Consider the following 18,920-nt stretch of genomic DNA (forward strand, 5'->3'; position numbering starts at 1 on the left):
TTGGTACAGTTCTGCCTCCTCCCACCACCCCCTCACCAGTCCCGCCGTATCCGATACAGCGGTATCTCACCACCCTCGGGTTTCCCAAGCACGTACAGATCACCCGTCTGCCCGTCCACCACAACGGATCCTAATATCTTCGAAAGGGCGAGTCTTACTATCCTCGTTATACCCTTTTCACGTTCCGGAGGATAGACCACCACACTCCCAATACTCCCCCAGTACACATTCCCATCCTTGTCCTTACCAAGATACGTATTACCCCTAATCACCTCTATTTTCTCCCCCGTCCGGTACTCAAACCACGTCGTATAGTCCCTCGTCGCAAGCTCGCCCCGTATGAACAGACGCCCCTCCTCGTCTATCCTCACCTCCCCACTCTCCCCCCACCGCTCCTCCACATACCGCCTCGTCCCCTCTTCGTCCAGCACCTTCCTCCGATTCGCCTCCTCGTCCACCTCAGGATCGGGCACGCTCCACAACCGCCCCTCCGCATCCTGTATAAACAGCACGCCCCCATAGTACCACCACGAACGGTAGTCCTTGAATCGCTCATCGTTTACCACCGCCATCTCACCCCGCCTCGCATCATACACCTCGATCACTCGATACCACTCAGGCCTGCTCAATACAAACACATCTTCCTCGACTTGATACGGCGTCGTCTCATAATCAAGCTCGCATCGCACCTCTCGCTCTACCCTGTATCCCTTCGTGTCCAAAAACACAAAACGCCCATTCATTATGTCAAATATCAGCAACCCACGAAGCGCATGCCCCATCACCGGCTTATATGGGATCGTGATCGGCCCCGGAGATTCCCTATACCCCAGCTCACCCTTACCACCCCCTATCCTAAACCGCGCCACCTCCTCCATCTCCCCCTCCGCCACCTCCTGCCCCACAAGCCATGCCACCCCTATACAGATCAGCATCCCTACGCCAATAATCCGCTTCATATTCATCATCCTGCATCCTTTGCACTGCTTGGTTACACTATAACCCTCTCATCACCAAAAATATCACATGTGCACGCTTGGAGTCCGTTCATATGCGTGCCACCGGTCGTCTCTTCTTTCCTCTCCCCTACCGTACCTCGAGCACGCGCTCCACGCCCTCGGGGACCCCGTCAACCCCGAAGAGGCGCTTGCAGGCCTCGAGGGTGTACTCCCTCACGCCGTTCACACGGTTGTAGTAGTCGATGAAGGCCTGGATCTCCTCGGGATCCCCCGAGTAGAGGGCCGAACAGAAGGCGGCCCGGAAGAGGCCCTTCTCGGCGAGCTCCATGGTGGAGAGCTTCCCGTACTCACGCTTGGCCTTCCCGTCCACGATGGCGGTCCTCCCCTCGTACCCTATGGTGAAGATGAAGTCCTCTCGGCTGAGCGTCATGGGCCATCCTCCCTCTGATGACGCACACCGTATGTGGTGTGCCATGGAGATGAGCATAGATGAAAAAAGGGAGCCCTGCAACGAGGGCTCCCGAATCCCCTTAGGAGGGGTCTTAGTAGTCCATACCCATATCCGGCGTACCGGGGGTCTTCTTCTCCTCCTCCGGGATGTCGGTGACGGCACACTCGGTGGTGAGCAGGAGCCCGGCCACGGAGGCGGCGTTCTGGAGGGCGGAGCGGGTCACCTTGGCGGGATCGATGATCCCTGCCTTCATCATGTCCACCCACTCCATCTTGGCGGCGTCGAAGCCCACACCCTTCTTCTCCTCGCGGGCCCGCTGGACGATGATGGACCCATCGAGCCCTGCGTTGGCTGCGATCTGCCGCATGGGCTCCTCGAGCGCCCGCTTGACGATCTTGAAGCCGATCTTCTCGTCCTCCTCCCAGGAGGAGAGGTCGACCTGATCGAGCGCCTTGGTCGCGATTATGTAGGTGAGCCCACCGCCGGGAACGATACCTTCCTCTATGGCCGCCCTGGTGGCCGAGAGGGCGTCCTCCACCCGGTGCTTCTTCTCCTTGAGCTCCACCTCGGTGGCCGCACCCACGTTGATCACCGCCACACCGCCGGCGAGCTTGGCGAGCCGCTCCTGGAGCTTCTCCCTGTCGTAGTCGGAGGTGGTCTCCTCGATCTGGGCCTTGATCTGGGCGATCCTGTCCTTGATGGCCTTGGAGTCACCCGCGCCACTCACGATGGTGGTATCGTCCTTGGTCACCTTCACACTCCCGGCCCTGCCGAGCTGGGAGAGCTCCACGTTCTCGAGCTTGAGGCCGAGCTCCTCGGAGATCACCTGACCGCCGGTGAGGATGGCGATATCCTCGAGCATGGCCTTCCGCCTGTCGCCGAAGCCCGGGGCCTTCACGGCGCAGGCCTGGAGCGTACCGCGCACGGTGTTCACCACCAGGGTCGCGAGGGCCTCACCCTCCACATCCTCGGCGATGATGAGGATGGGCTTACCCTGCTGCGCCACCTTCTCGAGGATGGGGAGCAGGTCCTTCATGTTGGATATCTTCTTGTCGTGGATGAGGATGTAGGGGTCGTTGAGCACGCAGGTCATGGTCTCACGGTTGTTCACGAAGTAGGCGGAGACGTACCCGCGGTCGAACTGCATACCCTCGACGAACTCGGTGGTGGTCTCGATGGTCTTGGACTCCTCCACCGTGATCACGCCGTCCTTGCCCACTTTCTCCATGGCGTTGGCGATCTCTTCACCGATCTCCATGTCGTTGTTGGCGGAGATGGCGGCCACGTGGGCGATCTCGTCCCTGTCCTTGATCTCCTTGGCGTTCTTGCGGATCTCTTCCACCACGAGGTCGACGGTCTTGTCGATACCGCGCTTGAGAGCCATGGGGTTGGCACCCGCGGCCACGGCCTTGAGGCCTTCCTTCACGATGCTGTAGGCGAGAACCGTCGCAGTGGTGGTGCCGTCACCGGCCACGTCGTTGGTCTTGGTGGCGACCTCCTTGAGGAGCTGCGCGCCCATGTTCTCGAACGGATCGGGCAGCTCGATCTCCTTGGCCACCGAGACACCGTCCTTGGTCACCGTAGGAGCACCGAACTTCTTGTCGAGAAGCACGTTGCGTCCTCGAGGGCCAAGCGTGACCTTGACCGCGTTCGCCAGCTTCTCGACTCCGGAGAGCAGCTTCCTTCGAGCTTCCTCATCGAACTTCAGTTGCTTTGCCATAGCTACCCCTCTCTTTCCTTAAGGTTTTGAGTGTGTTGTGTGTAACGGAAATAGAATATGTGTAGTCTCTTTTGTCAGTAAATTAACAAGCTTTCCCTCAAACGGCAACTGGTTCCCGCAAAAAGGAGGCCCATTGCAGCGGGAAGGGTCCTGTGGTAATAAGGTAGGCATGAGAAAGATCCGGAACGCACGTTCCATCCTGTTCATCCCCGATCCTCCGGCCGATGCCGTGCCCCTTGGGGAACTGGAGGAGTTCCTGGGGAGTCTCCCGGGGAAGGCCACGGCGACATGGAACATTCCCGTGTGTCCGTTTCTCGAAGATGAGCGGTGGAGGCGGTTCCTCGAACGGAGGATAGCTGTGGGCGACGAACTCGTGAGCATGGGCTACGCAGGGGTGCCTCTCCACCTCCTCTCCCCGCAGGAACAGGAAGACGAGCTCGCCTGGGCCCTCCACAACCCCTGGTGGAGCGGGACGTACGACCTCTGGCACTTCACCCCCCGCGCCTATCACCACCCCGCCGGCACCCTCTCCCCCCTCCCCCCCACCTTCCCCCAAACGCCCCTCACCACCCTCCTCTCCCCCTCCCGCCCCTTCCACGGCCGGCTCGCCTCGCCCCAGGGCGCGCTCCCCCTCGTCCACCTCCCCTTCCTCCTCCTCTCATCCTCCCCGCTCCGCACGCTCACCCGCGCCCTCCTCTCCCCCGACCCCCTCGTCCTCCTCATGACCCCCGGCCCCGACTTCGCCGCGCAGGCCGACCTCCTCCTCACCGTCCTCCTCGACCTCGACCGCAAGGGCCACACCTTCAGCTTCGAACCGCTCCCCGATCCCCTCCCCCTACCCCCCACCCAGCACCTCACCCCCCTCCTCGTGCCCCTGCCTTCGGTTCCCCACGTTGACCGCCTCCGCGCCATGGACGAGGACTCGGAGGAACACACCCGCCTCCTCCTGCAGACCCTCTCCGCCTACCACCCCACCCCCGCCGCTCCCCTCCCCCCCGCCGAGCGGACCCTCGGCGCCCACATGGAGGGCAGGGCCATCCTGTCGGACGAAGGGATACACGTGGAGTTCGAAGGCGGCCTCCCGGTACTCGTGGCCTCAGGTCCCGGCCCCGCCCATCGCCTCCCCGCCCCGCAGGTGGAACTCGCAGGCAAAAAGACCCGCATCACCGTACAGAGCGCCTTCTCGCTCGAGGGCGAGCACGTACGAGGGCTCCGGACCCTGCTGTCCGCAGCCGGCACCACGCCCCTCGCCACCGCGGATTTCCTCCTGGTGGAAGGCTTCCCCCACCTCATCCTCGACCTCGCCCTCTTTCCCGAAGCCCTGGACGCCCCCTGGATGAGCCGGCTCCACCCCCTCTCCCTCCCCCTCCCCTCCTCCCCCTCGCCGCCGAAACTCACCCTCTTCCAGCACACCCTGAAGAGCCCCGCCACCCTCGAGACCCCCTCCCTCCTCTGTGCACCCACCGGCCTCCTCGTCCAGACCCCCGACTCCCACCTCCTCGTCCAGCCGCTCTCACCCTGGGCCCCCGTCCCCTGTCCCCTCCTCCTCCAGGCCTCGAACCGCGGCCACACCCTCTCCCTCACCCCCCTCCCCATCCCCGGCCCGGCATCACCCCGCACCCTTCCCACCCCCCTCCGCACCACCCTCCTCGTCTCCCCCACTCTCACCTCCCCCCTCCCCGCCGGAGACCTCCCGCCCCAGGTCCTCGCCGCCCTCTTCCCCTCTGACTAGCCCCACTCCACCTCACCGCTCACGCACGCCTTCATCCCCTCATCCGTGCGGAGCAGGAGCTCTCCCGCCCCGCCCACCCCCTCCACCACCCCGCAGACCCTCACCCCCCGATCCGGATCCCCCTCCAGGAAGACCACCTCCTCACCCCGCCTCCAGAGCCGACGCTCCACACCCTCACGCCACTCCTCATCCCCCAAGGCCGCCTTCACCTCGCTCAGCACCCCCAGCAGTACCTCCTCGAGGTCGGCCCGACGGTGCCGCTCCCTGCGGATCGACGTGGCCCGCCGCGAGAGCTCTCCGGGGAACGAACGCTGGTTCACATTGAGACCGATACCCACGAACACCGCCTCGTACTTGACCTCGCAGAGGATGCCGCAGATCTTCCTGCCCCTCACGAGCACGTCGTTGGGCCACTTCACCCGGGCGGGGAGATCCCAGACATCCTCCAGGTACCGGGCCACACCGAATCCCACCCGCACCGGCAGCGAGGTGAAGGGCTCGGGCGCTTCTTCCTTGCGGAGGAAGAAGGTGAAGAGGAGGTTCTCACCCGGTTCCGAGACCCACCGTCTTCCGGGAACCCTCCCCCTCCCCGACACCTGGTGATCGGCCCACACCACCGTACCGGAGGGCAGGCTCTGGAGGTAGAGGTTCTTGGCATCCACCATGGTGGAGGTGGTCTCGTCCTTGTGAAAGATGGGGGATCCATGGAACGGGCTGGTTCTCTCTATGGGCAGCATGGAGACATTCTAGTATGGAACCGGTGTTTTGCACAGGGAAAAAACAGCGCCCCGGAGGGAGTGGAACCGAGGCACTCCTGCCGGCCGGAACCCTACGGGGGACCTCCCCGGTCCGCACGTGCGTTCCCTGCCCCTGCGGCTCAGGGCATGGGACCCTGACGAGGCGACTCCGCCCACCGCCTGCCGTGTTCCGGGTTTTCCGGCACCTGATGTATGACGACCTACCTCTTCTACATCCCCAGGTATCCCCGCCGATACGTTTTTTGCTATATTATTCCCATGAGTCGCTCATCCCCCCTCGAGCTGGGGCTCTCGGTGAAGAAGGAGGCCCCGCCGTGTACCCTGGTGATCTTCGGGATCACCGGCAACCTGGCCCGGATCAAGCTCGTACCCGCCCTCTACGCCCTCTACGTGAAGGGATTCCTCCCCGAGACACGGATCGTGGGGTTCGCGAGAAGGCCGTGGGACGATGCAACGCTCAAGCGCACCATGGAGGAGGCCCTCAAGGGCCAGACCCTCTACCGCGAGGACAGGGCCGCCTCGTTCCTCACGACCATGACCTACCACCAGGCCACGTTCGACGATCCCGAAGGGTACCGCACCCTCGCCTCGCGTCTCCTGCCCGGGGGAGAGGTGATCTTCTACCTGGCCACGCCTCCCCAGAACTACCCCGAGATCATCGAGGGGCTCGGTGAGGCAGGGCTCTCCTCGTTCGAAGGGAAGCCGGTACGCCTGGTGATAGAAAAACCCTTCGGGAGGGACCTCGAGTCGGCCGGAGAACTCAACCGGCTCATCCGGAGGTGGTTCGGCGAGGAGCAGATCTTCCGCATCGACCACTACCTGGGCAAGGAGACGGTGCAGAACCTGCTCTCCTTCAGGTTCGGCAACGGCATCTTCGAACCGGTGCTCAACAACCGGTACGTGGATCACATCCAGATCACGGTGGCCGAGAAGATAGGGGTGGAGGGCAGGGCCAACTACTACGAGCAGGCGGGCGCCCTGCGCGACATGGTGCAGAACCACCTCCTGCAGATCCTCGCCCTCACCATGATGGAGCCGCCGCTCAGGTTCGAGGCCGAGGCCATACGGGACGAGAAGGTGAAGGTGCTGCGCGCCCTCGCCCCGCCGCAGCCGCGGGAGGTGGTGCGGGCCCAGTACACGGCCGGCGTGCTGGACGGGGCCTTCGTGCCCGGCTACCGGGAGGAGCCGGGGGTGGATCCCTCATCCACCACGGAGACCTTCGTGGCCCTCAGGACCGAGGTGCGCACCTGGCGGTGGACGGGTGTGCCGGTGTACCTGCGGACGGGCAAGCGGCTCGCGAGGAAGGTCTCGGAGGTCTCGATCCACTTCAGGCGGGTGCCGCACACCTTCTTCTGGGAGGCGCCGCTCGAACCCGGGGAGAACGTGCTCGTGGTACGGATCCAGCCGGACGAGGGAATGAGTCTCAGGGTGAACGTGAAGCGCCCGGGTTACCGTATGGACCTGAGGCCGGCGTGGCTCGAGTTCGACTACGAGCGGTCGTTCGCCGAGGACCTGCCCGAGGCCTACGAGCGGCTCCTGCTCGATGCCCTCATAGGGGATGCGGTGCTCTACACCAGGGCGGACGAGGTGGAGGCCTCGTGGTCCTTCGTGGACGAGGTGCGACGAGGCTGGGAGGAGGCCGGTGTTCCGATCCACGAGTACGCCCCGGGAAGCGCGGGTCCCCGCGAGGCGCGATACCTGCTTTCACGAGAGGGTCGACGATGGCGGATTCTGTGAGAGAACTCTTCGATCCCGAGACCATGGAGGCGCGGCTCGCAGAGCTGCAGGAGGCGGCCTCGCCGGGGAAGCCGCGGGAGATCCTGTTCACCCTCATCGTGGTGCACGACGAGGAAGGACGGCGTCAGGTGGAGCAGGCCCTGGACGGGCTCATGGGGATGCGGGCGGCGCGGATCATCCGGCTCGACCTCTCCCCCCACGAGCGCACGCGGATCTCGCTTTCGGCGCGGTGCAGCGTGGATGCGGCGAAGCGGGGGGTGTGTTTCCAGGAGGTGATCGTGGAGAACGGGCCAGACGATGCAGGGTGTGCACCGGGCACGTGGGGTGCGCTCGTGGTACGCGATCTGCCGGTGGTGGCCTGGTGGGCGGCTCCCCTGGAGGGACGGGAGGGGCTCCTGGACGTGCTCCTCGACCGGGTGGACAAGGTGCTCATCGACAGCGAGGCCCTGGAACAGAGGGGGGTGGGGCTGGAGGGGTTCATGGAGGGGGTCGGCCGCACGGTGCCCGAGGCGCGGGGGGTGCTCGCGGATATGGCGTGGGCACGGTACCGGCCGGTGCGGGCGCAGGTGGCGCGGGCGTGCGGGGAACGGTGGCGGGTGTGGCGGGAGGAGGGGGCCCGGCTGCGCGTGGCGGCGCCGAGCGAGGCGGGGGCGCGGCTGATCGCGGGGTGGGTGTGCAGCAGGCTGGGATGGGGGGGGAGGGAGCCGGGGGTGGGGCTGGGATGGGAAGGGGGTGCGGAAGAGGTGCGGGTGGCGTGGGAGGGGCGAGGAGGGGGGCGCGAGGAGGTGCGGGCGGGGGCGGCCGACCTGCCGGAGGACGCGGCGATATTGGCCGAGGAGTGCGAGAACCCGGTGAGCGACCCGCTCTACCGGGAGGCGCTGCGGTGCGCGGGGGTGTAGGCGCGCGAGATCCCCGCCGAGGCACCCCTTCGAGCGCACGAGTTCTCGAATAATCCTGCGTGGTACGCCCTCACCCCCTTGCAGAAGGGGGTTGTTTTCTGTATTTTTATTCATTATTCTCGGCATCCGTGACCGTGAGAGAGCATAAATATACAGGAGACGGTGTGAAAGGCAGGGAAGAGCGACTCAAACTCATCAGGCAGATCATCCGATCCTCGCGGGTCCGCAGCCAGGAGGAACTCCTCGAACGACTGGCCGCCTACGGGCACAGGATCACCCAGGCGACGCTCTCTCGCGACCTCAAGTTGCTCAAGGTGGGGAAGGTGGCCGAAGGGGAGAACGGGTACTACTACATCCTCCCCGGAGAGAACGAGACCGAGGGAGAGGTGGGCAACAACTTCGTCCAGGACTTCATCCGGGGCTTCAGGTCGCTCGAGTTCTCGGGAAATCTCGCGGTCATACGCACCCTGCCGGGGCACGCGAACAGCGTGGCCTTCGCCCTCGACACCTTTCAGATCCCCTCACTCCTTGGTACCGTGGCAGGGGATGACACGATCATCGCTGTCCTCAAGGAAGGCACGTCAAGGGAGGCCTTTCTCGAAACCCTCTCCCGTTACATCCCATCCTTCAGAGGAGCATAGATGCGCATAGCTGTTCTCGGAGCCACAGGCTACACCGGGATGGTGCTGATGAGGTTGCTCGCACACCATCCGCGGGTCTCTTCCATCATTCCTGTCTCTCGATCAAAGACCGGTGCCCTGGTGGGCGAGGTCGACAGGGGCTTTGGCGAGGCACACTCCTCTCGCCTCTCGCTTACAGGGGGGCGCTACGTCGCGCTGGAAGAGGCCGAGGCCCTCTCCCCCGAGGTGGTCTTCTCCTGTCTCCCCCACCTCGCTTCGGCAAAGGCCTGCGCCTCCTTCGTGGGAAGGGCCCTGGTCATCGACCTCTCCGCCGACTTCCGGCTCAAAGACCCCCAACTCTTCAAGGCCACCTACGGGGAGAACCATCCGGCGCCCCACCTGCTTCCCCGTGCGGTCTACGGGCTCGCCGAGTGGAACCACGACGAGATCGCCCGGGCGGACTTGGTGGCGAATCCGGGCTGCTATCCCACCGCAACCCTTCTCCCCCTCCTTCCCCTCGTGAAGGAAGGCCTGGTCCGTGAGACCGTGACGGTGAACGCCCTCTCGGGCATCTCGGGGGCGGGGAGGAAGCTCGCCGACACGTACCTGTTCACCGAGCGTACCGAGAACATGACCCCCTACCTTCCCGGGAGGAGCCACAGGCACCTCCCCGAGATGGAGCAGGAGCTGGGCGCCGTCTCGTCCCGGGTGCGTCTCCTGTTCACTCCGCACCTCGTCCCGCTCAAACAGGGTATGCTCGTCACCACGGTGTGCACCCTCACCCGAGAGGTCTCCGACGAGGAGCTGCGCGCATGCTACCAGGCGCACTACGGTTCACGCCCGTGGGTACGCATCATCCATCCCTCACTTCCCGAGACGAGGTGGGTGCGCGGCACCAACCGGTGCGATATAAGCTGGAAGAGAGAGGGCGACCACCTCCTGCTCTTCTCGGCGATCGACAACCTGGTGAAGGGGGCCTCGGGCCAGGCCGTACAGAACATGAACATCCGCCTCGGGTTCCCCGAAACCGAGGGGTTGCCCGACGGTGGCGAGATATAGGAGGGTATACATCACATGGACGAAGACGAGACCCACACCATCGTCGTCAAGATAGGCGGCCGCGCGGTGGAGGACGAAGCGTCCCTCCACCGGTTCCTCGAAGAGCTCTCCGGATTCCGGAGACTCGGCGGCAACGGGGTGCTGGTGCACGGCGGGGGGGCGGAGGTCTCCCGGATCAGCAGGCTGTTGGGGATAGAGCCGGTCTTCCGCGACGGCCTGCGCATCACGAGGCCGGAGGAGATCCCGATCCTGGAGATGGTGCTCGCAGGCAGGATGAACAAGTCCCTCGTACGGGCCGCCCATGCGGCCGGCATCAGGGCGGTGGGGCTCTCCGGTGCGGACGGCCCCATCCTCGTGGGCGAGGCGCTCTCCCCCGAGACGCGCACCGGGAGGGTGGTCTCCACCGATCCCTCCCTGCTCTCCCTCCTCATGGCGGCGGGGTACTTCCCCATCCTCTCCTCCACCACCATGGACTCCTCGGGAGAGGGCCTCAATATCAATGCCGATGAAGCCGCCCTCGCGGTGGCAGAGGCGCTGAAGGCCGATGCCCTGATCTTCCTCTCCGACATACCGGGAATCCTCTCGGGAGGAGAAGTGCTCTCCTCCCTCACCCCTGAGGAGGCCGAAGAGGCCATTGCCCGGGGGATCATCCAGGGCGGCATGATCCCCAAGGTGCGCTCGTCGCTCAGGGCCCTGGGAGCGGGCGTGGGGCACATCGTGATCGGACAGTACACCGGCGAAGGGGACCTCCGCCGTCTCCTCGAGGGCAAGACAGGCACCACACTCCACACGTAAGGGGTTTACCATGAAGCTCAAAGACCAGTTCGCCACGAACACCGCACTCCCCCGTCAGTACGGGAACGAGTTCCTCGTCCTCGAGCGGGGTGAGGGGGTGTACCTCTACGACATCGCGGGCAACCGGTACCTGGACTTCACCGCAGGGATCGCGGTGAACGCCCTGGGTTACGGCAGCGCAGAGATCTCCCGCATCATGGCCGAACAGGCGGAGAAACTCATCCACGTCTCCAACCTCTTCTCCACCATGCCCACGCTCACCCTGGCAGAACGCCTCTGCGCCTCGGGCGGATTCGCGGCTGCGCACCTGTGCAACAGCGGCACCGAGGCAAACGAGGCGGCCCTCAAGTACGCACGCCTCTATGCCAAGGCCACCAAAGGGGAACACGCCGTACGGTTCCTGTGCTTCACCCATGGGTTCCACGGCAGGACCATGGGGAGCCTCTCGGTGACCCCCACCCCGGCCTACCAGGAGAAGTTCCTCCCCCTCGTGCCGGGGGTGGTGACCGCACCCTACAACGACGTGGAGGCCCTCGAGGCCCTTCTCGACGAGCGGTACGCGGCCGTGATCGTGGAGCCGGTGCAGGGAGAGGGCGGCCTGGAGGTGATGAGCCGTGAGTTCGCCCAGGCCCTCAACCGGCTCTGCAGGAAGTACGACGTGCTCCTCATCGCCGACGAGGTGCAGACAGGGCTGGGCCGCACGGGGTACCTGTACGGATCCGAGGCAGTGGGGCTCGAGCCGGACATCATCACCCTTGCCAAGCCTCTGGGGGCTGGGCTCCCGCTCGGTGCGGCGCTCATCCCCGATCGGGTGAACGACCTCCTGGTCGTGGGCGACCACGGGAGCACCTTCGGCGGCGGACCGCTCGCCTGCGCGGTGGGGCTCCACGTCTGGGAGACCGTCTCCCGGCCGGAGTTCCTCGCAGAGGTGCGGGAGAAGGGCGAGTTCCTCGCCCGAAAGCTCGAGGCCATGGTGGAGACCTTCCCCTTCGTGCTTCAACGAAAGGGCCTCGGACTCCTTCAGGGGGTCGAGCTCTCCGAGAAGGTACCGGTGAAGGAGGTGATCGCCCGCGCGAGGGAGAAGGGGCTCCTCGTGCTCAGGAGCGGGAAAAACGTGCTCCGCCTCGCCCCGCCCCTGGTGGTGAGCCGTGAGGAACTCGAGGAAGGCTGCGCCATCCTCGAAGCCATATTCGCAGAGGACGTTTCATAAGGAGTGAGACATGAAGGAGATCAAGAAGATCGTGCTCGCCTACTCGGGAGGGCTCGACACTTCCATCATCATTCCCTGGCTCAAGGAGCAGTATCCGGGCTGTGAGGTGGTGGCGGTGTGTACCGACGTGGGCCAAAAAGAAGACTGGGAGGCCCTCAAGCAGAAGGCCATCGCCTCCGGGGCATCGAAGATCTACGTACTCGACGTGAAAGAGGAGTTGGTGAGGGACTACATCTTCCCCATGCTCCGGGCCGGAGCCATCTACGAGGGAAAGTACCTCCTCGGGACCTCGATCGCCCGTCCCCTCCAGGCCAAGAAGCAGGTGGAAATCGCCCTCAAGGAGGGTGCCGACGCCGTGGCCCACGGCTGTACGGGCAAGGGCAACGACCAGGTGCGCTTCGAACTCACCTACAAGGCCCTCGCACCCCATCTCGAGATCATCGCGCCCTGGCGGATGTGGGATATCCGCTCTCGGGAGCAGGCCATCGAGTACGCACAGAAGCACGGCATCCCCCTGGGCAACATCTCCAAAAAGAACATCTACTCCCGGGACTGGAACATCTGGCACATAAGCCATGAGGGGGGCATACTGGAGGACCTGTGGAACAGGCCCGAGGAAGACATGTTCATGCTCACCCGGTCGCCCAAAGAGGCACCCGATCAGGAGGAAGAGATCACGGTGGAGTTCGAGCAGGGGATCCCCGTGGCCCTCGACGGCGAGCGGCTCGGTCCGGTGGAGCTCCTCACCCGGCTCAACGAGCTGGGAGGTAAGCACGGCATCGGAAGGGCCGACGTGGTGGAGACCCGCGTGGTGGGGATGAAGAGCAGGGGCGTGTACGAGACGCCGGGCGGGACCATTCTCTTCACCGCCTTACGGGAGCTCGAGATGATCACCCTGGACGCCGAGACACTGAGCCTCAAACGCCAGCTCGCCGCCAGGTATGCGGAACTCGTGTACCAGGGCAAGTGGTTCACGCTCCAGAGGGAGGCCCTCGACGCCTTCATGAAGAGCGTGGCCCGGTTCCTCACAGGGAAGATCAGGCTCGCCCTCTACAAGGGCAACATCATCGTCTGCGGGAGATCCTCGGAGTACTCGCTCTACCTCCAGGACCTCGCCTCCTTCGGCGAGAGCAGCTACGATCACCGGGATGCCACCGGGTTCATCAAGCTCTACGGTCTCCCGGTAGGGGTGAGCGCCATGGTCCAGAAGAAGCTCGAGGCAGAGGGCGGGCCGGCAGAGGAGATGAAGGAGATGGCACGCTTCTCCGAGAAGTGAGCGGCGACCCTCGAGCACACCACACACGAGACAAGGAGGACGCATGGGATCGATTTCCTACAGGAACCTCGACCAGTGTGAGAGCTTTCACGCCCTCCTCAAGGAGAAGGGGGGGGCATCGCTCAGAGAGGTGCTCACACCCGAACGGGTGGGCTCGTACCAGGTGCCCGCAGGTGGAGGCCTCTTTTACAACTATGCGGCAAAGGCGGTGGACGAGCGCATCCTCTCCCTCCTCTCCGACCTCGCGAAGGAGCAGCAGCTCCTCGAGAAGTATCGGGCCCTGCTCGCAGGCGAGGTGATGAACACCGGAGAGAAGCGGAAGGTCCTCCACCACCTCCAGCGGGGTGAGCTCGCAGGCCCTGTGGTCCACGAAGGGGTGAACCTGAGGGAGTTCTACGTGGAGCAACACGAGAAGGCCTTCGAGTTCGCGCGGAAGGTCCACGAGGGGGTGGTGCGGGGCCCCTCGGGGGCACCCTTCACCACCGTGGTCCAGATCGGGATAGGGGGCTCCGACCTCGGCCCGCGCGCCCTCTACTATGCCCTCGAGGGGTATGTGCGGGCGACGAAGGGGGCCCTCCCCATGGAGGCGCGCTTCATCTCCAACGTGGATCCGGACGATGCGGCCGCGGTCCTCTCCTCCATCGACCCTGCACGCACCCTCTTCATCCTGGTCTCCAAGAGCGGGACCACGCAGGAGACCCTCACCAACGCGGCCCTCGTCTCCTCTTTCCTCCGGGAGAAGGGGATAACCGAGCCGAAGCGGCAGATGGTCGTGGTCACGAGCAAGACGAGCCCGCTCGCCCAGGATCCCGACTACCTCGCGGGGTTCTACATCGACGACTTCATCGGCGGCCGCTACTCGGCCACGAGCCCGGTGGGAGGAGTCGTCCTCTCGCTCGCCCTGGGGCCGGAGGTCTTCCAGGAGCTCCTCGCAGGGGCACACGAGGCGGACCGGTCGGCCCTCGAGCCCGATCCGCGTAAGAACGCGGCCATGCTCGACGCCCTCATCGGGGTGTACGAACGGAACGTGCTGAACCATCCCGCGACGGCCATCCTCCCCTACAGCCAGGCGCTCCACCGGTTCCCGGCCCACCTCCAGCAGCTCGACATGGAGAGCAACGGGAAGCGGGTGAACCGATGGGGTGAGCCCGTCGCCTATCCTACCGGGCCCATCATCTTCGGTGAGCCCGGCACGAACGGCCAGCACTCCTTCTACCAGCTCCTCCACCAGGGGACCGACATCGTGCCTCTCCAGTTCATAGGCTTCGTCGAAGGCCAGACGGGCTTCGACAGAGAGATCGACGGCTCCACCAGTCAGCAGAAGCTCAACGCGAACCTCGCGGCCCAGATCGTGGCCTTCGCCAAGGGCAAGGACGCCGAGGACCAGAACAAGCACTTCCCCGGCGGCCGTCCCTCGAGCCTGCTCTACGGCGGGCGGCTCACTCCACGGACCGCGGGGGCCCTCCTCGCACACTACGAGAACAAGGTGATGTTCCAGGGATTCCTGTGGAACATCAACAGCTTCGATCAGGAGGGGGTGCAGCTCGGGAAGGTGCTCACCAAAGAAGTGCTCGCAGGCACCCCGACCGACCCGGTCCTCACGGCATACGCCCGGATCCTGGGGGTACGCCGATCTTGACACCCCCCCTGTGCTCGGGTACGGTGAGGGAGAATCCTCTATCGAGAAAGGAGAAGGATTATGAGCATGATAGAATACGTGGAAGCGCGTGAAATCCTCGACTCCCGTGGCAACCCCACGGTGGAAGTAGACGTGGTGCTCGAAGACGGGTCCATGGGCCGTGCAGCCGTGCCCTCGGGGGCCTCAACCGGGGTGCACGAGGCGGTGGAGCTCCGGGATGGAGACAAGAAGCGGTACATGGGTAAGGGTGTGCTCAAGGCGGTGGAGAACGTGAACAACATCATCGCCCCCGAGATCGAGGGGCTCGATGCGCTCGACCAGGTGGACATCGACCGCACGCTCATCGAGCTCGACGGCACCGAGAACAAGGGCAAGCTCGGAGCGAACGCCATCCTGGGCGTGTCCATGGCCGTGGCAAGGGCGGCCGCCGATTTCCTCGGGATTCCGCTCTTCCGCTACCTCGGGGCCTACAAGGCCAACGTGCTCCCGGTTCCCATGGCCAACATCCTCAACGGCGGGGCCCATGCCGACAACTCGGTGGACTTCCAGGAGTTCATGGTGATGCCCGTGGGCGCCCCCTCGTTCAAGGAGGGCCTGCGCATGATCACCGAGGTCTTCCACACCCTCAAGGGGATCCTCAAGGAGAACGGCTACTCCACCACGGTGGGTGACGAGGGCGGCTTTGCCCCCAACCTCAAGTCCAACGAAGAGGCCGTGGAGCTCATCCTCAAGAGCATCGAGAAGGCGGGCTACAAGCCTGGAGACGACGTGATGATCGCCCTCGATCCTGCCACGAGCGAGCTCTACGATCCGGAGAAGAAGAAGTACGTGCTCAAGAAGTCCACGGGACAGGAACTCTCCTCCGAACAGATGGCCGATCTGTGGGAGACGTGGGTGAAGAAGTACCCCATCGTGTCCATCGAAGACGGCATGGCCGAGGACGACTGGGAAGGGTGGAAGATTCTCACCGACAGGATCGGCGACCGGGTACAGCTCGTGGGGGATGACCTTTTCGTCACCAACAGCACGCGTCTCGCCCAGGGGATCGAGAAGGGCGTGGCGAACGCCATCCTCATCAAGGTGAACCAGATCGGCACCCTCACCGAGACCTTCGAGGCCGTGGAGATGGCGAAGACCGCCGGGTACACCGCCATCGTCTCCCATCGGAGCGGTGAGACCGAGGACAACTTCATCGCCGACCTGGTGGTGGCCCTCGGCACCGGTCAGATAAAGACCGGGTCCTTGAGCCGTTCCGACAGGCTCAGCAAGTACAACCAGCTCCTCAGGATCGAAGAGATCCTGGGAGACACGGCCGAGTATCCAGGAAAGAAGGCCTTCTACTCCATCCGGAAGAGGGGCTAGAGAAACAGTTCCGCACCCAGGCGGGGCCTGTACGCCGCAGGCCCCGCTTTTTTATCCTTGCATGTGGTGTGTCCCCTGCCCGCTCCATGAGACATGAAGAGGCAGTGGGGCGTCAGTAGGCGATCCTGAACTCGTGATGCGTAGCGGTCGGCTGCATGGGGCGGATCTCCACGTTGAGGACCTGGGCGTAGAGCGGCCCCTTGTGGAGCCACCGGGCGAGCTCTTCCAGGGCCGCCTCGGGCCCTTCGGCGTACACCTCAACCGCGCCGTCGGGGGTGTTCCTCACCCATCCTACCAGGCCGAGGGCGCGTGCTTTCTGCAGACACGAGTACCTGAAACCCACGCCCTGTACCCGTCCTTCCACCCGTGCGAAGAAGGCCTTCATTTCCCCAGACACTCCGATACGTTCCTCAATATCTCTTCGTAATCGAACGGCTTGTAGATGAGGGGGAATGGTATCTCGAATCCGGGCTCGAGGAATCCGCTTATGACGATGACGGGCAGGTGCCCGCAGAACTTCTTGAGGAATCTGATCCAGTAGTCCCCGCCGAGCCCCGAGAGCCGGTAGTCGGTGACGATGCACTGAATGTCATGGTCGATGAGGATCCTGAGGGCACCGAGACCGTCGGAGGCCACGTGGACGTGGAAACGTCCGTCTTTGGAGAGGAAGTCCCTGAGGCTGAGGCGTATGGCATCGTCGTCTTCCACGAGGAGTATGTGGGGGAGGTCTTTCTCACTCATTGTCGAACACCTTCCGTATCTCCGAAGCGAGGGCTTCGAACTCGAAGGGCTTCCTGAAGAAGGCGTCGGCCCCTTCGAGGAGGATCTGCTGTTTCTCTCCGTCCCCCTCCAGCCCTGTGATGGCGAATACCACGGGAGCCCCCCAGGCGGATTCCTCCTTGATGCGACGACACAGCTCGTGGCCGTTGATGCCGGGAAGATCGAGGTCGAGGAGCACGAGATCGGGACGTTCGCGGGCGAGGAGCATGCCCGCCTCGAAGCCGTCGAAGGCCTGGAGTATGGTGTAGCCCGGGAACTGTTTCTCGAGATATCGGCGCAGGAGGTTGTTGAGCTGGCGGTCGTCGTCGATGATGAGGATGCTGCCGGCGTTGAGATCCGCGAGCTCCTGGAGTTCGAGGGGGATCTTCATGCCGCGCTTCTCGAGGAAGTGGAGGAGGTCTTCGAGATACACGCGGTAGTGTCCTCCGGGGGTGGTGAAGCCCTTGAGGTGTCCCTGCTTGATCCAGTTGATGGCGGTCTGGTTGACCACACCGCAGATGTTGGCCACCTCGAGCGCCGAGAAGGTACGCACTTTCATCTTTCTCTGCGCCATCCGAGAGCTCCCGACGTACAAACCATACTTTTTCTCTTATTCGCTATGATTCTATTCATAGGATAAGTGTATTATATCCAAAATCCCCGAAAAGTCAATTGAAATAGGGTGCAATTCCAGATACCATGAGAAAATCCAGGAGGTTCCATATGGGAGATCGTATCAGAAATCCGTATGTGGGGATAGAGGGGTACCGGTGCTTCGGGTGTGCCCCCCACAATCCGGTGGGGCTCAGGATGTCGTTCGAGGTGGAGGGGGAGGAGGTGGTGTGCAGGTGGGAGCCGCGGGAGGAGTTGCAGGGCTACTACCGGGTGCTCCACGGCGGGATCCAGGCGACGCTCCTCGACGAGGCGGGGAGCTGGGTGGTCTTCGCCCTGGTGGGGACGTCCGGAACCACACAGGAGCTCCAGGTCTCCTACGAGCGGCCGGTCTACGTGGACAGGGGGGCCCTCACGGTGCGGGCGCGCCTTTCGCACATGGAGGGCCACCTGGCCCATGTGGAGGGGGTGATCGAGGACGGCGAGGGCCGGGTGTGCGCGAGGGGGCGGATGGTCTACTTCACGGTGCCCGAGCACATCGCGAGGCGCCGGTTCTTCTACCCGGGGCGGGAGGCCTTCCTGGAGGGGGCTACCGGCGATCGGTGAGGATGCGGGTGAGGGCCCCGCGGTCGAGGATGCGCACACGCCTGCCCGTCTTTTCGATGAGTCCTCCCCGGCGAAGCTGGGAAAAGAGGCGGGAGAGCGAGGGGCGCGTGGTACCGAGATAGGTGGCAAGGTGTTCCACGGTGGAGGGGAGGGTCACGGTGCCGTCGGGATCGGCGGGCAGGGAGAGCAGATAGCGGGAGAGGCGTTCACGGAGGGAGAGGAGGGTGAGGAACGAGAGGCGGCGGGAGAGGGCGAGGAGCTTGTCGGAGACGTCGGCGAGGAAGGAGGAGAGGAGGACCGGATAGTGGCGGAAGAGAAGAAGGAGGTCCTCTTTCTGGAAAATCGCGGCCTTCCCTGAGGTGAGGGCGCGGACCTGCACGGGAAGCCGGGGGTCGGGGGCGAAGAGCACGGCAGGGGCGAGGACCGAGGGTGCGTCAAAGCGCTCCACGGTGATGGTTCTGCCCTCGGGGTCGACGATCTCCCCTGCACAGGAGCCCTCGAGGAGGACCCAGAGCGCGGTGTAGGGTTCCTCCTGGAGGAGGAGGATCTGAGTGCGGCGAAAAGGGTGGAGGGTGGGGAGAGCGCGCGTGAAGGCGGTGCGGGCTTCGTGTGGGGAGAGGGGGGAGAAGAGGGGGACCTGGAGGAGGCGACGGAGGAGAGGGGGGAGGGGGGCGGAGGTATCCTTCCTGGCATTCATGATAAAAATATAACATTTTTTCTCAAGAA

The 18,920-nt window shown here is 64.2% G+C and carries 19 protein-coding genes; 11 read left to right on the plus strand and 8 right to left on the minus strand.

Features of this window, described 5'->3' with window-relative positions; genetic code table 11:
- Positions 1 to 32: 32 nt before the first annotated feature.
- The 3 genes from SPITH_RS10410 to groL form a co-directional block, all read right to left on the minus strand.
- Positions 33 to 965: a hypothetical protein gene (locus SPITH_RS10410; protein WP_155816559.1), complete on the minus strand. Its 933-nt coding sequence runs from the start codon at positions 963 to 965 to the stop codon at positions 33 to 35.
- A gap of 121 nt (positions 966 to 1,086) precedes the next feature.
- Complete coding sequence (locus SPITH_RS10415; protein WP_014625621.1) at positions 1,087 to 1,389, minus strand: hypothetical protein; 303 nt, start codon at positions 1,387 to 1,389, stop codon at positions 1,087 to 1,089.
- Between the two features lie 112 nt (positions 1,390 to 1,501).
- On the minus strand, positions 1,502 to 3,130 hold the full coding sequence (gene groL / locus SPITH_RS10420; protein WP_014625622.1) for a chaperonin GroEL: 1,629 nt from the start codon (positions 3,128 to 3,130) through the stop codon (positions 1,502 to 1,504).
- Positions 3,131 to 3,299: 169 nt separating this feature from the next.
- Between groL and SPITH_RS12845 the strand changes: the two genes are divergently transcribed.
- Complete coding sequence (locus SPITH_RS12845; protein WP_052296286.1) at positions 3,300 to 4,862, plus strand: hypothetical protein; 1,563 nt, start codon at positions 3,300 to 3,302, stop codon at positions 4,860 to 4,862.
- On the opposite strand, the gene SPITH_RS10430 is transcribed toward SPITH_RS12845, so the two are convergent.
- Positions 4,859 to 5,599 carry a biotin--[acetyl-CoA-carboxylase] ligase gene (locus tag SPITH_RS10430; protein WP_014625624.1) on the minus strand — a complete coding sequence of 247 codons (741 nt, stop codon included), beginning with the start codon at positions 5,597 to 5,599 and terminating at the stop codon, positions 4,859 to 4,861. The two genes, SPITH_RS12845 and SPITH_RS10430, sit on opposite strands and share 4 nt — an antisense overlap.
- Before the next feature lie 279 nt (positions 5,600 to 5,878).
- On the opposite strand from SPITH_RS10430, the gene zwf reads away from it, so the two are divergent.
- From zwf to eno, 9 genes are all read left to right on the plus strand, one after another.
- Positions 5,879 to 7,357: a glucose-6-phosphate dehydrogenase gene (zwf, locus tag SPITH_RS10435; protein WP_041624372.1), complete on the plus strand. Its 1,479-nt coding sequence runs from the start codon at positions 5,879 to 5,881 to the stop codon at positions 7,355 to 7,357.
- Positions 7,342 to 8,256 carry a glucose-6-phosphate dehydrogenase assembly protein OpcA gene (locus SPITH_RS10440; RefSeq protein WP_014625626.1) on the plus strand — a complete coding sequence of 305 codons (915 nt, stop codon included), beginning with the start codon at positions 7,342 to 7,344 and terminating at the stop codon, positions 8,254 to 8,256. Before zwf ends, SPITH_RS10440 begins: the two co-directional genes overlap by 16 nt.
- Before the next feature lie 164 nt (positions 8,257 to 8,420).
- Positions 8,421 to 8,897, plus strand: a complete 477-nt coding sequence (locus SPITH_RS10445) for an arginine repressor (protein ID WP_014625627.1) — start codon at positions 8,421 to 8,423, stop codon at positions 8,895 to 8,897.
- Positions 8,898 to 9,935 (plus strand): N-acetyl-gamma-glutamyl-phosphate reductase, encoded by a 1,038-nt coding sequence (argC, locus tag SPITH_RS10450; RefSeq protein ID WP_014625628.1) that lies wholly within the window; start codon positions 8,898 to 8,900, stop codon positions 9,933 to 9,935.
- Between the two features lie 15 nt (positions 9,936 to 9,950).
- Positions 9,951 to 10,730: an acetylglutamate kinase gene (gene argB / locus SPITH_RS10455; RefSeq protein ID WP_014625629.1), complete on the plus strand. Its 780-nt coding sequence runs from the start codon at positions 9,951 to 9,953 to the stop codon at positions 10,728 to 10,730.
- A gap of 10 nt (positions 10,731 to 10,740) precedes the next feature.
- A complete protein-coding gene (locus SPITH_RS10460; protein ID WP_014625630.1) occupies positions 10,741 to 11,940 on the plus strand; it encodes an aspartate aminotransferase family protein in 1,200 nt (399 codons plus the stop codon).
- A gap of 10 nt (positions 11,941 to 11,950) precedes the next feature.
- On the plus strand, positions 11,951 to 13,216 hold the full coding sequence (locus tag SPITH_RS10465; RefSeq protein WP_014625631.1) for an argininosuccinate synthase: 1,266 nt from the start codon (positions 11,951 to 11,953) through the stop codon (positions 13,214 to 13,216).
- Between the two features lie 43 nt (positions 13,217 to 13,259).
- Entirely contained in the window at positions 13,260 to 14,855 is a 1,596-nt protein-coding gene (locus SPITH_RS10470; RefSeq protein ID WP_014625632.1) for a glucose-6-phosphate isomerase, read from the plus strand.
- Between the two features lie 60 nt (positions 14,856 to 14,915).
- Positions 14,916 to 16,217 (plus strand): phosphopyruvate hydratase, encoded by a 1,302-nt coding sequence (gene eno / locus SPITH_RS10475; RefSeq protein ID WP_014625633.1) that lies wholly within the window; start codon positions 14,916 to 14,918, stop codon positions 16,215 to 16,217.
- A 112-nt stretch (positions 16,218 to 16,329) separates the two neighbouring features.
- Here eno and SPITH_RS10480 read toward each other — a convergent pair whose 3' ends face one another.
- The 3 genes from SPITH_RS10480 to SPITH_RS10490 are packed head-to-tail and all read right to left on the minus strand — an operon-like array spanning position 16,330 to position 17,550.
- Positions 16,330 to 16,602 carry an acylphosphatase gene (locus tag SPITH_RS10480; RefSeq protein ID WP_014625634.1) on the minus strand — a complete coding sequence of 91 codons (273 nt, stop codon included), beginning with the start codon at positions 16,600 to 16,602 and terminating at the stop codon, positions 16,330 to 16,332.
- Positions 16,599 to 16,958 (minus strand): response regulator, encoded by a 360-nt coding sequence (locus SPITH_RS10485; protein WP_014625635.1) that lies wholly within the window; start codon positions 16,956 to 16,958, stop codon positions 16,599 to 16,601. The genes SPITH_RS10480 and SPITH_RS10485 overlap by 4 nt, the downstream gene beginning before the upstream one ends.
- Positions 16,951 to 17,550, minus strand: coding sequence for a response regulator (locus tag SPITH_RS10490; RefSeq protein WP_014625636.1), 600 nt, complete (start codon positions 17,548 to 17,550; stop codon positions 16,951 to 16,953). The genes SPITH_RS10485 and SPITH_RS10490 overlap by 8 nt, the downstream gene beginning before the upstream one ends.
- Positions 17,551 to 17,699: 149 nt before the next feature.
- On the opposite strand from SPITH_RS10490, the gene SPITH_RS10495 reads away from it, so the two are divergent.
- A complete protein-coding gene (locus SPITH_RS10495) occupies positions 17,700 to 18,194 on the plus strand; it encodes a PaaI family thioesterase (RefSeq protein ID WP_014625637.1) in 495 nt (164 codons plus the stop codon).
- Here the strand turns inward: SPITH_RS10495 and SPITH_RS10500 are convergent.
- Positions 18,178 to 18,891: a Crp/Fnr family transcriptional regulator gene (locus SPITH_RS10500; RefSeq protein ID WP_014625638.1), complete on the minus strand. Its 714-nt coding sequence runs from the start codon at positions 18,889 to 18,891 to the stop codon at positions 18,178 to 18,180. The two genes, SPITH_RS10495 and SPITH_RS10500, sit on opposite strands and share 17 nt — an antisense overlap.
- Positions 18,892 to 18,920: the final 29 nt, after the last annotated feature.

Origin of the sequence: Spirochaeta thermophila DSM 6578 (genome assembly GCF_000184345.1) — a bacterium.
Classification (GTDB): Bacteria; Spirochaetota; Spirochaetia; order Winmispirales; family Winmispiraceae; genus Winmispira; species Winmispira thermophila.